Below are 12437 nucleotides of genomic sequence, written 5' to 3'. Positions count from 1 at the left end.
ACTTGTCCCCGCTGCTGTTTTGTGATATTCTAAAGGTACTTTTTGTTTAACCAAAAAACCAAGAAAAAGAGGTTGAATATGAGTAACAAAGCTGTTTATGAGAGTCCGCTTTCTTCCCGCTATGCCAGCGACGAGATGCAGTACATCTTCTCACCGGACAAGAAATTCTCCACTTGGCGCCGGTTGTGGGTGGCCCTGGCCAGAGCCGAAATGGAGTTGGGCTTGCCTGTGACCCAGGAGCAGATCGACGAGATGGAATCGCATCTCACAGATATCAACTATGAATCCGCCGCCAAGTGGGAGAGCAAGCTCCGCCATGACGTAATGGCTCATATTCACGCTTGGGGAGAGCAGTGCCCCAAGGCCATGCCCATCATTCACTTGGGAGCTACCAGCTGCTACGTTGGTGACAACACCGATGTGATCCTCATGCGTGAGGCGCTGGAGCTGGTGCGTGACAAGCTGGTGCGTGTTCTGCACGCCCTCTCGAGCTTTGCTGCCCAGTACAAGGCCTTGCCTACGCTGGGCTTTACCCACTTCCAGCCTGCCCAATTGGTGACAGTAGGGAAGCGGGCTACTCTATGGATGAATGAGTTGCTGATGGACCTTGAAGAGGTGGAACACCGGATTTCCAGCTTGAAGCTCCTGGGGTCCAAGGGCACCACCGGCACCCAGGCCAGCTTCTTAGAGTTGTTTGAGGGCGACCACGAGAAGGTCAAGGAGTTGGAGCGCAGGATTGCCCGGGAAATGGGATTTGAGGCGGTGACTCCTGTCTCGGGTCAGACTTACTCCAGAAAGATGGACTACGCGGTTCTCTCCACTCTGTCAGGCATTGCTCAGTCCGCCAGCAAATTTGCCACTGACATGCGTCTTCTCTGCCACCTCAAGGAGGTAGAGGAGCCCTTTGAGAAGAACCAGATCGGCTCTTCCGCCATGCCCTACAAGCGCAACCCCATGCGCTGTGAGCGCATCTGCTCTCTGGCCCGTTACGTGATGGTGGATGCTCTCAATCCCTCTATTACCGCGGCTAGCCAGTGGTTTGAGCGCACCCTGGACGACTCTGCCAACAAGCGCCTCTCTGTGCCTGAGGCCTTCCTGGCAGTGGACGCTATCCTCAACATCTATGACAATGTAGCCTCCGGCCTGGTGGTCCATGAAAAGGTGATTGAGCGGCATGTGATGGAGGAGCTGCCCTTCATGGCCAGCGAGAACATTATGATGGATGCGGTGAAGCGGGGCGGCAACCGTCAGGATCTCCATGAGCGTATCCGCGTGCTCTCTCAGGAGGCAGGACGGAACGTGAAGGATCGCGGCCTGCCTAACAATCTGATTGACCTCATTGCCGAAGATCCCATGTTCGGTATGAGCAAAGAGGAGCTGACTGTCCATCTGGAACCCGCCCGCTATATTGGACGTTGCCCGGAGCAGGTCGATGAGTTCCTGGCAGAATATGTGCAGCCCGTGTTTGAGCGCTACGCAGCCGCATTAAACGGGAAAGCAACTGAACTGAAGGTGTAAGACAGAATAAAAAATGCTGGTATCGAATAATTGAAATGGGAGGGTTTCCTATGAAGAAAAGTGCTGTAAAGTGCATTGGTGTCCTCACCAGCGGCGGCGACGCCCCGGGTATGAACGCTGCAATCCGTGCTGTTGTGCGTGCCTCCATGCATATGGGGATTAAGTGCCTGGGAATTCGGCGCGGCTTTAACGGCCTGATCAACGCCGATATTATTCCCATGGACTTCGTTCAGACCAGCGGCCTTATTGGCCGGGGCGGCACTGCCCTTTATACCGCACGCAGCGATGAGTTCCGCACGCCGGAGGGCCGTCAGAAGGCCGCCAACACCTGCAAGCTCTTTGGGCTGGAGGGTATCGTGGGTATCGGCGGCGACGGAACCTACCGTGGTCTGCTGGAATTCTCCAACGAGCAGGGAGTTGCGGTTGTAGGCGTGCCTGGCACGATTGACAACGACATCGCCTGTACAGAGTACACCATCGGCTATGATACCGCCTGCAATACCGCGCTGGAGGCCATTGACCGGCTGAAGGATACCATGCAGTCCCATGAACGATGCTCTGTTGTAGAGGTCATGGGCCGCCATGCTGGACACCTGGCTCTCTATGTGGGTATGGCCTGCGGCGCCACCTCGGTGCTGATCCCTGAAAAGGAGATTGATTTTGAGCGGGACGTAGTGGAGCCTATCCGTGCCGCCCGTCTGGCTGGCCGCACCCACTTCATGGTAATTGTTGCGGAGGGCGTGGGCAGTTCCTATGGCAGCTCTTATGATATTGCCAACAAGATCAAGGAGTACACCGGCCTGGATCCCCGCGTGACTGTCCTGGGCCATGTCCAGCGCGGAGGTTCCCCCACTGCCCGCGATCGCATGGAGGCCACTTATATGGGCTACAATGCCGTGGAGCTGCTGGCTCAGGGAAAGACCAACCGTGTGGTGGCCATGCAGAAGGGCACCTATGTGGACTACGACATCAACGAGGCTCTGGCCATGAAAAAGGGCATCGACGAGCGTGTGTATACCGTTCTGCGCGCACTGATTGGCGCCGAGGAAAATCACAGTTTCTGACTTACATAAAGGGCTGGGAGGCAAGGTGTCTCCCAGCCCTTTTAGCTGAAAAGGAAAGCCCCCGCCGCAACTGCGGCGAGGGCTTTTTGCTGTCAACTATTACATATCAGTAGTGAGAACCTTTTTCAGCTTGGCAAAGCGGGGGAGAGAGTTCTCCTGGGGCACATTCAGCTCGCCCTGGATGAGAGGCAGAACATAGTCAATAAAGGGCTGCTCAATGCCGTTGCCCTCAGCATTGATCCACTCACGGGGCACCTTCTTCTCAAAGTTGGCGCAGATGTCCAGGGGCTTGAGGACAGTCTTACAGGTGTAGGTGCCGCCGTCGCGGGTACACTCAAAGGCCACCATCTTATCGGTCTCACCGGAAACGGCAGCCTCAACGGCGGCCTTGCCGGCCATATAGGCCTCCTCAATGTCGCGGGCGGAAGCACCGTGGGAGGCGCAGCGCTGGAGCAGGGAGAGCTCAATGCCGCGGACCTTGGCGCCGGTCTTCTCCTTGATGATCTGGGCCAGCATGGCAGCCAGACCGCCCAGCTGAGCGTGACCGAAGCCATCGGTAGCAGAGGTCTTAGCCTCGGAAACGAAGCTGCCATCTGCATAGTGGATACCCTCAGACACGGCTACCATGCACTTGCCAGTCTTGTTGTAGATGGCAGTCACATCAGCGATGAACTTGTCCATGTCGAAGTCCACCTCAGGGAGGTAAATGAGGTCAGGACCATAGCCGGCCCAAGTGGCCAGAGCGGCAGAGCCGGCCAGCCAGCCGGCGTGACGGCCCATGATCTCCACCACGGTCACCATGCCGGTGTCGTACACGTGAGCATCCCGGTGAACTTCCATGCAGGAGGTGGCAATAAACTTGGCAGCAGAAGCGAAGCCGGGGCAGTGGTCAGTGCCGTTGAGGTCGTTGTCGATGGTCTTGGGTACGCCCATCACGCGGCACTCATAACCTACCTTCTGCATATATTTGGAGATCTTATTGCAGGTGTCCATGGAGTCGTTACCGCCGTTATAGAAGAAATAGCGGACGTCATACTTCTTGAAGATCTCAAGAATACGCTTGTAGTCAGTGTCGTCCACATCGGGATCGGCCAGCTTATAGCGGCAGGAACCCAGAGCGGAGGAAGGGGTGTACCGCATGAGCTGCAGCTCCTCGCGATCCTCCTGAGCCATGTCATAAAGCTTGTCGTCCAGGACGCCCTTGATGCCATGAGCAGCACCCAGCACACGAGTGATGGAACCGGAATCCAGGGCGGTCTCGATCACGCCCAGAGCGCTGGAGTTAATAACCGCGGTGGGGCCACCAGACTGGCCGATAATGCAAGCGCCTTTCAGTTCGCTCATAACTTTTCTCTTCCTTTCATAATAGCCGGATTTTTTTCGCTAAGGATCTGGTTAATTTTAAATTCCGCGGAAATATTCTAGCATATACTCTTGCAATTATCAATCAGAACTGATAGAATCATGATGCAAAATTTGAAAGGAGATGTTTCCTATGGCTTTGGTCACATCTACGGAAATGTTTAAGAAGGCCTATGACGGCGGTTATGCCATCGGTGCCTTCAACGTCAACAACATGGAGATCGTCCAGGGTATCACCGAGGCCGCCCAGGAGCTGAAGGCTCCCGTCATCCTTCAGGTGTCCAAGGGCGCCCGCGCCTATGCCAACCACACCTACCTGGTGAAACTGGTGGAGGCCGCTGTCATTGAGTGCCCTGATATCCCCATCGTGCTTCACCTGGACCACGGCGACAGCTTTGAGACCTGCAAGAGCTGCATCGATGGCGGCTTCACCTCCGTTATGATCGACGCCAGCTCCAAGCCCTTCGCTGAGAACATCGAGATTACCCGTAAGGTTGTTGAGTACGCCCATGATCACGGCGTAGTTGTCGAGGCTGAGCTGGGCGCTCTGGCCGGCGTGGAGGATGAGGTTAACGTCTCTGCCGAGGACTCTCATTACACCCGGCCCGAGGAGGTTGAGGAGTTTGTAACCAAGACCGGCTGCGACTCCCTGGCCATTGCCATCGGCACCAGCCACGGTGCTTACAAGTTTACCGCCGCTCAGTGCACCCGCAATGAGAAGGGCGAGCTTGTTCCCCCTCCGCTGCGCTTTGACATCCTGGACGAGGTCGTCCGCCGTCTGCCTGGCTTCCCCATCGTCCTCCACGGCTCCTCTTCCGTTCCTCAGGAGTATGTGAAGATGGTCAACCAGTACGGCGGCAAGATGCCTGACGCTGTAGGCATCCCTGAGGAGCAGCTGCGCCAGGCCGCCCGCGGCGCTGTCTGCAAGATCAACATTGACTCTGACCTGCGTCTGGCTATGACTGGTACTATCCGCAAGTTCTTTGCTGAGCATCCTGACAAGTTTGATCCCCGCGAGTACCTCAAGCCCGCCCGCGCCAACATTAAGGAGCTGGTTAAGCACAAGATTATCAACGTGCTGGGCTGCGACGGAAAGGCCTAATCCAGGTGCTTCCTCACTCACATGCAAACACATAAAAAGACAGGAGAGGGAAAAAACCTCTCCTGTCTTTTTATGTCTCCAGTTTGCTTCGCCGGCATAGAATAAGCTGGAAAGGGGAGTGGAACCATGCTGAAGCGGATATCATACGACCGTCAGGCGGCGGTGGCCTATGCCCACAAGTGGGCCTTTGGGCGCAATCCCATCTACTATGACTATGAAGAAATCGGAGGGGACTGCACTAATTTTGCCTCTCAGTGCCTCTTCGCTGGAACAGGCGTCATGAATTATGAGCCGGTTTATGGTTGGTACTATATCGACGCCAACCAGAAGTCTCCGTCCTGGACGGGCGTAGAGTATTTTTATGATTTTCTGACCAGAGCGGAGAAGAATCCTGGACCTTTTGGTGAGTTGACTTCTTTGGAAGGTCTTATGCCAGGAGATATGATCCAGCTCCGCTTTGGAAAAGAGATTTTCAGCCATACCCCTGTGGTAGTGGACGTGGGGGAACCCCCCACTGTGGAGAATGTCCTGTTGGCCGCCCACTCCTATGATGCTGATTGGCGGCCTCTGAGTACATACTTTTTTCAAGAGGCGCGTTTTATTCATATTCTGGGTGCATATCAGGATATTTGACAGGTGGAGGGCGGCAGTTTTTTGACGGCCGTCCTCTCATTTTTTACTATCCACTATGAAACTATATTATTTGTTGTCCGCCGGGGGAGTAGGAGGGGTCTTTTTTCGCCTGACACGCCCCAATGGATTGGCCTTCGCAGCAGTACGCAAGTCATCGCTGTCCACATGGGTATAGATCTGGGTTGTATTCAGGTGATCATGCCCCAAAACTTCCTGTAATGTGCGCACATCAACACCGTTCTGCAGCATCAGTGTAGCAGCTGTGTGACGGAGTTTGTGGGCGGAGTACATGCTGGCATCCAGTCCGGCGGCAGTCAGGCGTTTTTTTATCATATAGTGGACTGCATCTGTTGTCATGCGGGTGTGACGCCTGGTGATAAAGAGGGCATTTTTGTCAATGATGCCCTGTGTACCACGGACATCCAGCCAGTCGTCAATCGCCTGCCGGCAGGCATCATTGAGGAACAGAATTCGTTCCTTGTTGCCCTTACCTAATACTCTGAGCTGATCGTTTCTAATATCTGTCAGATTTAGGCCAACCAGTTCGGAAATCCGGAGCCCACAGTTAAGAAAAATCGTCAGAATACAGTAGTCCCGCTCCTTGTTTTCTCCATCGACCGATTCTAAAAGTTGAATACTTTCATCTAAACTGAGATAATGAGGCAACGCCTTTTTCAGCCTGGGAGAATCCAAGTCCTGCATGGGATTTTCATCCATTAGTTTGGCCTTGCTGGTGATATATTTATAGAACGAACGAATAGCAGCGATTTTTCGGGCCCGAGCGGCCGGAGTGAGCCCGTAGCCGGTATCCGGGCTGTTAGCATGTTTGGCCCGGTCACGGCTGAGGTAGTTCATATAGGAATAAACGTCGCTGAGCTTGACAGAGCGGACCAAATCAAGATCCAGATCGTCAATTGAGATTTGTTCTAAATCTGTACTGCGCGGTACGTAGCCGCGTTCAACTTTAATGTAGCGGAAAAAATTCCGCAAGTCCAGAAAATATTCATCCACAGTCTTGCGTGAGTGTCCTTGAATGGTCTCGTGGTAGGATAGAAAGTCACGAATAATTGCGGGTGCTTCAGTGCGATAATCCATAATAGTTTCGGAAACGACGGCGAGCCGCTTGGCCAGCCAGAGAGTGGTCCAAAGCCTGAAATCAAGACTTCGGCAGAGAACCCCCTCCCCTCAACTCAACAAAATTTTTATTTTGTTGAGTAGGATTTATACTGAGCCGCAAGGCTTCCAGCCGTCTCCTACCTCCTCTTTTGACGCCAACTCAACAAAAGGCGATTTATCCAGGATAGTTTACCACGTCGCACAGGACATTTCAACGGCACCTGTTCGAACTCTTTTTCCTTCAGCTCCGGCGCCACGAACGAATCAAAAAACTTGGCATACTTGGGTATGTAAGTCAGCTTCCGGGAACCAGCCCAAAACAGCAGCAGGCTGTCAAACTCCAAATCCTCAGCTATGCGGGATTCTCCACCCTGCGCGGCCTGAGACTTGAGCAGCACAGTTTTCCGAAGGATTTTCTTAGCATAGCTGAATACCCGGAGCTTCTTTGTTACAAGATACATCTCATCAGCCAAGTCACGAATTTTCTTGTCCACATCAAAAGTCTGACTTGCCAGGATGACCACATGTTTATAATGCCGCTGGAGCTTGAAATAGTCTCGAACATGAGCCGGAAAAGTCTTAAAACCACGATTGTCCCAAATCATTCCAGCTTCATCAATAATGATACAGGACTTGGGCGGAAACTGATAGACACCTATATCCTCATAATGGATTTTATAGCATCCAGGGAAATCCTCAGTAGAATAAACGGTATATCCACGGGATTGATACTCAAGAGCATATTTGGTAAGCAGGGTTGATTTGCCACTTCCCTTTTTGCCAAAAACAAAGATGAGCTTATAGGGGTTGAGATACTTCTTGGTAAGCTGATGATAAAGAACGAAACAGGCAGGAAAAACGAAAAATACAAAAACAGCAAAAACAATCATCTATTCATTAACCTCTTCACAAGTGCCAGGCAAAAACAGAAAAAGATACAAACAGTAGGGATGAAAACAATCAGGTTATCAGTACGGGAAAAGAGCATGAAACACAAATCCAGACAGGAACGCATAAACTCAGCCAAAGGAAAACACCTCCAAAAAGGACAATGCCCGGCCCTGCTAAAGCGTAGGGCCGGGCATTGTTATCAACCGCGAGAAAGCAGACGGCCAAAAATGCCGATACAGCCGCCGATGAACAGGAAACCAACCGTCAGGAGAAGCAAGGGCTCATCAACGATGGTCTGACAGATAGTACCCACCTGGGTAATCACGTTGGTAGCGACCGTGCCGAGGTCAGCAAGCAATGCAGCCATAGCGGTAGGAGTCTCGGCCTCCATACTTTACACCTCCAATTCAACCACGAGAGAGCAGACGGCCGAAGATACCGATACAGCCGCCGATGAACAGGAAACCGACAGTCAGGAGCAGCAGGGGCTGACCGACGATGGTAGTACAGATAGTACCCACATAGTCGATAACCTCAGTGGCAACCTCGCCGAGAGACGTCAGAAGCGCAGTCAAACAAAACACCTCATTTCACAAAATCAAAAACATGGAAACATCTATATAGCACAGGCACAGCGCTATGCCTGAAGCTATCAAGTTATAGCCCTGATAAGACGGACAATTTTTCTGAGCACCCAGAGACCCAGGACGCAGACCAGGACGACAGAACCGGTATAGAGATTAAATATCCTGGTGAGAAACTGAAAGATTGAATCGCCTATCAGAGAAAGAGAGGAAAAGAAATCCGCCATGCTCTCCCCTCCCCTATTTACCAGCTATCCAGTTGACAACGGACGCAATAATGGAGAACACGGAGCAGAGCAAATACAGCAGGACAAGCCCGGCGAATATCCAGGCGATAGGCTCATAACCGGCAGGGACAGGGCCGATTAATTCTAGAATCGCTTCATAAACAGACATAAAAGAATACCCCCTAGGAAAATGAGAGGAACCAGGGAAAGCACAGAATCAGCGGAGACGAGAGGCGGGAAGGAATCAGATATCTCAGCATTAGAAGCAGTAATGCTGGTAAAAGTCAAATCCTCATAAGAGGACCCCCAATCGCTTTCAAGACGGTACTGCGGCTCAGACCAGGAAGAGAGCCGGAATTGATACTCTGTACTCCCCTGATACAGAACGCCGGAAATAGAGCTACTGGAAGTGTTGAACAGGTTCCCCGAAGAGGTCAAGCCCAGATACCCAGACTGGTAATTGACTGGAACATATACCGTAACGCTGCCAAGCTCACGAGTAACGCCAGTAATATAGACCCCACCATAAAAAGGAGGGTTGGAAGGCGGCAAATCTTCATAAGCGGCAGCAGGTAAAAGAAAGAGAACGCCAACAGCAAAAAGAGCAGGCACAATCCGAAAGAGACGGCGAAACAAAGATATCACCCCTTATACAGGTAAAACCGGATCACAGCACCGAGGACAAAGACGCCGGCGAAGAAAGCCAGCAGCGACACACCTTCCACAAGCTGCATAGAACCGAGCCATTCGAAGAAAGTAGCCAGGAGGGCAACCGCCCAATTCAGGAAATCCGTCATGACTTACCTCCCAATGATAAAAAGGACAATGGCAATCCCAACGCCCAGCGTGGCAAAGGCGAAGATAGCAGGCGGAAGCCAGCCGATTACAACAGCGTTGAAGGACATCACAGAACCAAAGAGGCTAAAGATAGACAGCAGGCCGGAGAAGATATTCCCTATCCAAGCAAACACCGTGGAAATGGCGTCACCGACCATCTGAAAGAATTCAAGCATCTCCATCACCTCCACCAGCACGGCGGGAAGCCCGTGATATCATGCCGATGAGCAGGCCGCACACACCGAAAAAGAGGCCCAGGGTAAGAATCACCTTAAAATCACCAGTGGCCTCAAACAGGTTTGTCCACCAGGAGGACACCCAGGCGACACCGGAGAGCAGACCGGGGGCGATGGTGAAATCCGATATGCCGATACTCTGCCACTTATCAGAGAGAGAACCGGTATAATTGCTCTCTATCCCCTCTATGGCGTCCAGCTGATTATCCGCACCAGAGATACCGTCTGTAACATCGTCTGTAACGGCGGAGCCAAAAACAGTATTCAGATAGGCAATCAGCAGGTTGTATATCTCCTCCATCTTAGCCTGGATATCGTCACTCTCAGAAGAAACCGTGGAGATAAGAAGCTGAATATAGGTCAGAAAATCAGCGTGGAAAGAAGCGAGTTCCGACTTAATATCTTCCGCAGTCTGGGCAATGGACTCCAGATAATGCAGGTATGTACCCAGGAGAGTATAAATATTGGAAGCCGTGCTATTAAGACTTCCCAGAGAGCTGACAACCTGAGAAAGATACCCGTTCATTACATCAGCCGCCGCCTCCAGACCACCGAGCTTAGTGTCCATAGCCTGAAGAATGGCGATAATGTCACCATAAAAGGCCTGCATTATCTCATTCTGCTGAGTAATGGAATCAGCTATACTTTCCAAAGCCTCAGTATCAGCGGAAGAGGCCGTAGCAATCAAACGAGCAGAGCTGATATAAACCTGAGCTGAAGGAATACAAACAGTGCCATAAGTACGGCTTATATTCAAATAATAAGAAAAAAAGTCATCTGGAACAAGACGAATAGAAGAGATAGGCGTCAAAGCATCAGCAATAGTAGAAAACTTAAAAGAATAACCTGTAGATAAACCAGCAGAAAAAGAATCAAAAGAAGCTTCCCCTACACCAGTCTGACCATCAGAGTTAACATAGTAAGCTTGGACAGAACGAGGTGCATAAGAACTAAAAGAATAAGAAACAGGCCCCAAATCACCAACAGAAGCAGACAACCCACGAATCTGCACAGAAACATAGCAAGAAATAGAGCCAGACAATTCAGAAGGAGAAAAAGAAAATTCGCCAAGCCTCAAAGTACCGGAATACTGGCCAGAAGAAATACTATTACCGAAATCAGCAGAAAAACTAACTCCAGAAACAGGAAGTTTAGCAGAAAAAGTATAGCCTGCGGAAGGACTGGGAGAAGAAGAGCCAGGAATAATAAAACTAGAATAAGATACGGTAAACGTACCAGAAGAATCCTCAGCCGCCGAGGCCGGGACAGTCAGCAGGCCCGCCAGGAGGGCAAGGACCACCGCAACACTGGTTATTCGCTTCAACATCCTCTACCACCCCCCTATCAAATCCAAACATGACCATCTGCACCCACTCTTCACAGGGAGAGACGGTCTCGACCGGGACGGCAACCACGCCGTCAAAGAAATCAGCCGTAGGCAAGTCAATGGGATACGAGAGCCAATCACCCCAAGACTTATCACGCACCCAACCACAGGAACAGAAATCGCCTTTGTGCGTCAGGTACTTGTCTAAATCAGGGTAGGAACCATAAAGGTCACCAAAATCCACAGCGCGCCGAAGGGCACGAGAGCAATAATACATATGAGCGCCAGGAGTATGAGCGGCACTATCACACAAATCCTTAGAAACGTACTCCGCCATGTAGTTAGCGCATGCGACTTCATCTTTTATCTCCCCTAGAGAACAGAAGCCGAACTTCTTCTGATAGTCCGGCCAGTTGATATAACCGGAATCCACCAACTTCTTAGGATGAATACCAGGGATGAAAGCGGCGGTAGCCTCAGCAGGAAGGCCGGAGAGAAAACCATGAATGTGCCAAGCCCCATTCCTATGAGGCTCAGGAATAAAGAGATACTGAATCTTGGAATTGTACTTTTTACGCATATCCCGCACAAACTGGGAAATACTGTTACAAAAAGAGAACAAGTCGTACCGGTCACGCTTAGCATCGTCCTGCGTAGCAGTAAAGAAGTAATCCCACTTATTACAAAGAGCAAGCTGCATAATCACAGACCGGGCACGAGAGTACGCCGCCTCAAGCTTCTTGTCATGATGGGTATCTTCCCTATGGTCCCGGAGACTTACCATAGTCCTGTCGGAGTTCTTGAACTTGATAAGCTTGTACAAGCCATCCCGATATTCTTTCACACGGTAATCAGGACGAGCGACTTCATAAAAAGCCATGTAATTTCAACACCTTCCCGGAAAACGTTAAAGGGTCAAGTGCCCCTACGACGATACCCCGGAGGATATCGCCAGACCGCACACAGCAGCCAGAGAGGCACCCTGTCTATCATCACGACAGTCAGGAAGGGTCACGGTAGAGAGAGCGCGGGAGCCGGAAACCATTCTCAGCACAGTAGTCCTGTATACGCTGATTTATCTTGCTCTCACAAAAATACAGGTACTCAACACGGTTATAGTCACGCTGGAGCGTGGCCAGGTCAGAAGTAAGCGCTGCCACCTGCTTTTCCAAGGCCTGGACACGCTCAGACGGCGTAAGAGACACGTTGAGATTTAGGGGTATCCCCTCACCTACCCCGGCCAGAAGAGCGGCCAGGGAGGCGAGGAGAGCGTCAGACGAGGATGTCACGCCGCCGCGAAGCTGGAGACCTTGCCATAGCGGTTGAAGTAGACAAGGCACTCAGCGCCGACCTCAGGATGGTAAACCAGACCATCCCAATAGGCACGAGACACGAAGAAGTTACCGGCAATGTCACCAGTGAGGCCACGCCGAGTCACCTGCTGCGTATAGAAGATTTTCACGCCGGTGACAGGCTGACCGTCCTGGCCCTTAAACTCCATATGCTGCACACCAACTACATAAATTTTTTCACCCATTAC

15 protein-coding genes are annotated in these 12437 nt (G+C 51.6%); 4 read left to right on the top strand and 11 right to left on the bottom strand.

Annotation, left to right across the window (positions count from 1 at the left end):
* Positions 1–78 precede the first annotated feature (78 nt).
* Both purB and pfkA read left to right on the top strand, forming a co-directional pair.
* Positions 79–1518 carry an adenylosuccinate lyase gene (gene purB, locus Q0K06_RS00795; protein ID WP_294547295.1) on the top strand — a complete coding sequence of 480 codons (1440 nt, stop codon included), beginning with the start codon at positions 79–81 and terminating at the stop codon, positions 1516–1518.
* 50 nt (positions 1519–1568) lie between these two features.
* Positions 1569–2582 carry a 6-phosphofructokinase gene (gene pfkA, locus Q0K06_RS00790; RefSeq protein WP_294547293.1) on the top strand — a complete coding sequence of 338 codons (1014 nt, stop codon included), beginning with the start codon at positions 1569–1571 and terminating at the stop codon, positions 2580–2582.
* 99 nt (positions 2583–2681) lie between these two features.
* Here the strand turns inward: pfkA and Q0K06_RS00785 are convergent, their stop codons facing one another.
* Complete coding sequence (locus Q0K06_RS00785) at positions 2682–3926, bottom strand: 6-phosphofructokinase (RefSeq protein WP_294547291.1); 1245 nt, start codon at positions 3924–3926, stop codon at positions 2682–2684.
* Between the two features lie 151 nt (positions 3927–4077).
* Between Q0K06_RS00785 and fba the strand changes: the two genes are divergently transcribed.
* Both fba and Q0K06_RS00775 read left to right on the top strand, forming a co-directional pair.
* Positions 4078–5046 carry a class II fructose-1,6-bisphosphate aldolase gene (gene fba, locus Q0K06_RS00780; RefSeq protein ID WP_294547289.1) on the top strand — a complete coding sequence of 323 codons (969 nt, stop codon included), beginning with the start codon at positions 4078–4080 and terminating at the stop codon, positions 5044–5046.
* Positions 5047–5172: 126 nt separating this feature from the next.
* Positions 5173–5679 carry an amidase domain-containing protein gene (locus tag Q0K06_RS00775; protein ID WP_294547287.1) on the top strand — a complete coding sequence of 169 codons (507 nt, stop codon included), beginning with the start codon at positions 5173–5175 and terminating at the stop codon, positions 5677–5679.
* A 66-nt stretch (positions 5680–5745) separates the two neighbouring features.
* Here the strand turns inward: Q0K06_RS00775 and Q0K06_RS00770 are convergent, their stop codons facing one another.
* The 10 genes from Q0K06_RS00770 to Q0K06_RS00725 all read right to left on the bottom strand — a co-directional run.
* Positions 5746–6774, bottom strand: coding sequence for a tyrosine-type recombinase/integrase (locus tag Q0K06_RS00770; RefSeq protein ID WP_294547285.1), 1029 nt, complete (start codon positions 6772–6774; stop codon positions 5746–5748).
* Positions 6775–6932: 158 nt separating this feature from the next.
* Positions 6933–7685 carry an ATP-binding protein gene (locus Q0K06_RS00765; RefSeq protein ID WP_294547283.1) on the bottom strand — a complete coding sequence of 251 codons (753 nt, stop codon included), beginning with the start codon at positions 7683–7685 and terminating at the stop codon, positions 6933–6935.
* Between the two features lie 200 nt (positions 7686–7885).
* The gene (locus Q0K06_RS00760; RefSeq protein ID WP_294547280.1) at positions 7886–8077 is read right to left on the bottom strand and encodes a hypothetical protein; all 192 of its coding nucleotides are present in this window, start codon (positions 8075–8077) and stop codon (positions 7886–7888) included.
* Between the two features lie 16 nt (positions 8078–8093).
* On the bottom strand, positions 8094–8261 hold the full coding sequence (locus Q0K06_RS00755) for a hypothetical protein (RefSeq protein WP_294547278.1): 168 nt from the start codon (positions 8259–8261) through the stop codon (positions 8094–8096).
* 380 nt (positions 8262–8641) lie between these two features.
* The gene (locus Q0K06_RS00750; RefSeq protein ID WP_294547277.1) at positions 8642–9133 is read right to left on the bottom strand and encodes a hypothetical protein; all 492 of its coding nucleotides are present in this window, start codon (positions 9131–9133) and stop codon (positions 8642–8644) included.
* Between the two features lie 5 nt (positions 9134–9138).
* Positions 9139–9294 carry a hypothetical protein gene (locus tag Q0K06_RS00745; RefSeq protein WP_294547274.1) on the bottom strand — a complete coding sequence of 52 codons (156 nt, stop codon included), beginning with the start codon at positions 9292–9294 and terminating at the stop codon, positions 9139–9141.
* 3 nt (positions 9295–9297) lie between these two features.
* Positions 9298–9510 (bottom strand): hypothetical protein, encoded by a 213-nt coding sequence (locus tag Q0K06_RS00740; RefSeq protein ID WP_294547272.1) that lies wholly within the window; start codon positions 9508–9510, stop codon positions 9298–9300.
* On the bottom strand, positions 9503–10897 hold the full coding sequence (locus Q0K06_RS00735) for a hypothetical protein (protein WP_294547270.1): 1395 nt from the start codon (positions 10895–10897) through the stop codon (positions 9503–9505). The genes Q0K06_RS00740 and Q0K06_RS00735 overlap by 8 nt, the downstream gene beginning before the upstream one ends.
* Positions 10818–11777, bottom strand: coding sequence for a hypothetical protein (locus Q0K06_RS00730; RefSeq protein ID WP_294547268.1), 960 nt, complete (start codon positions 11775–11777; stop codon positions 10818–10820). The genes Q0K06_RS00735 and Q0K06_RS00730 overlap by 80 nt, the downstream gene beginning before the upstream one ends.
* Positions 11778–12182: 405 nt before the next feature.
* The coding region (locus Q0K06_RS00725; RefSeq protein WP_294547266.1) for a hypothetical protein at positions 12183–12437 on the bottom strand (255 nt) is incomplete at its 5' end.

Source organism: uncultured Pseudoflavonifractor sp. (assembly GCF_944387805.1).
Classification (GTDB): Bacteria; Bacillota; Clostridia; order Oscillospirales; family Oscillospiraceae; genus Pseudoflavonifractor.
The sequence above is the reverse complement of the archived record's forward strand: the minus strand, read 5'-3'. Positions and strand labels throughout refer to the sequence as shown.

What these genes read in the sequence shown, in the direction of transcription:
- pfkA (WP_294547293.1), top strand. Translation starts at nt 1,569, where the DNA reads ATGAAGAAAAGTGCTGTAAAGTGCATTGGTGTCCTCACCAGCGGCGGC.
- fba (WP_294547289.1), top strand. Translation starts at nt 4,078, where the DNA reads ATGGCTTTGGTCACATCTACGGAAATGTTTAAGAAGGCCTATGACGGC.
- Q0K06_RS00775 (WP_294547287.1), top strand. Translation starts at nt 5,173, where the DNA reads ATGCTGAAGCGGATATCATACGACCGTCAGGCGGCGGTGGCCTATGCC.
- purB (WP_294547295.1), top strand. Translation starts at nt 79, where the DNA reads ATGAGTAACAAAGCTGTTTATGAGAGTCCGCTTTCTTCCCGCTATGCC.
- Q0K06_RS00765 (WP_294547283.1), bottom strand. Translation starts at nt 7,685, where the DNA reads ATGATTGTTTTTGCTGTTTTTGTATTTTTCGTTTTTCCTGCCTGTTTC.
- Q0K06_RS00745 (WP_294547274.1), bottom strand. Translation starts at nt 9,294, where the DNA reads ATGACGGATTTCCTGAATTGGGCGGTTGCCCTCCTGGCTACTTTCTTC.
- Q0K06_RS00735 (WP_294547270.1), bottom strand. Translation starts at nt 10,897, where the DNA reads ATGTTGAAGCGAATAACCAGTGTTGCGGTGGTCCTTGCCCTCCTGGCG.
- Q0K06_RS00770 (WP_294547285.1), bottom strand. Translation starts at nt 6,774, where the DNA reads ATGGATTATCGCACTGAAGCACCCGCAATTATTCGTGACTTTCTATCC.
- Q0K06_RS00730 (WP_294547268.1), bottom strand. Translation starts at nt 11,777, where the DNA reads ATGGCTTTTTATGAAGTCGCTCGTCCTGATTACCGTGTGAAAGAATAT.
- Q0K06_RS00740 (WP_294547272.1), bottom strand. Translation starts at nt 9,510, where the DNA reads ATGCTTGAATTCTTTCAGATGGTCGGTGACGCCATTTCCACGGTGTTT.
- Q0K06_RS00785 (WP_294547291.1), bottom strand. Translation starts at nt 3,926, where the DNA reads ATGAGCGAACTGAAAGGCGCTTGCATTATCGGCCAGTCTGGTGGCCCC.
- Q0K06_RS00760 (WP_294547280.1), bottom strand. Translation starts at nt 8,077, where the DNA reads ATGGAGGCCGAGACTCCTACCGCTATGGCTGCATTGCTTGCTGACCTC.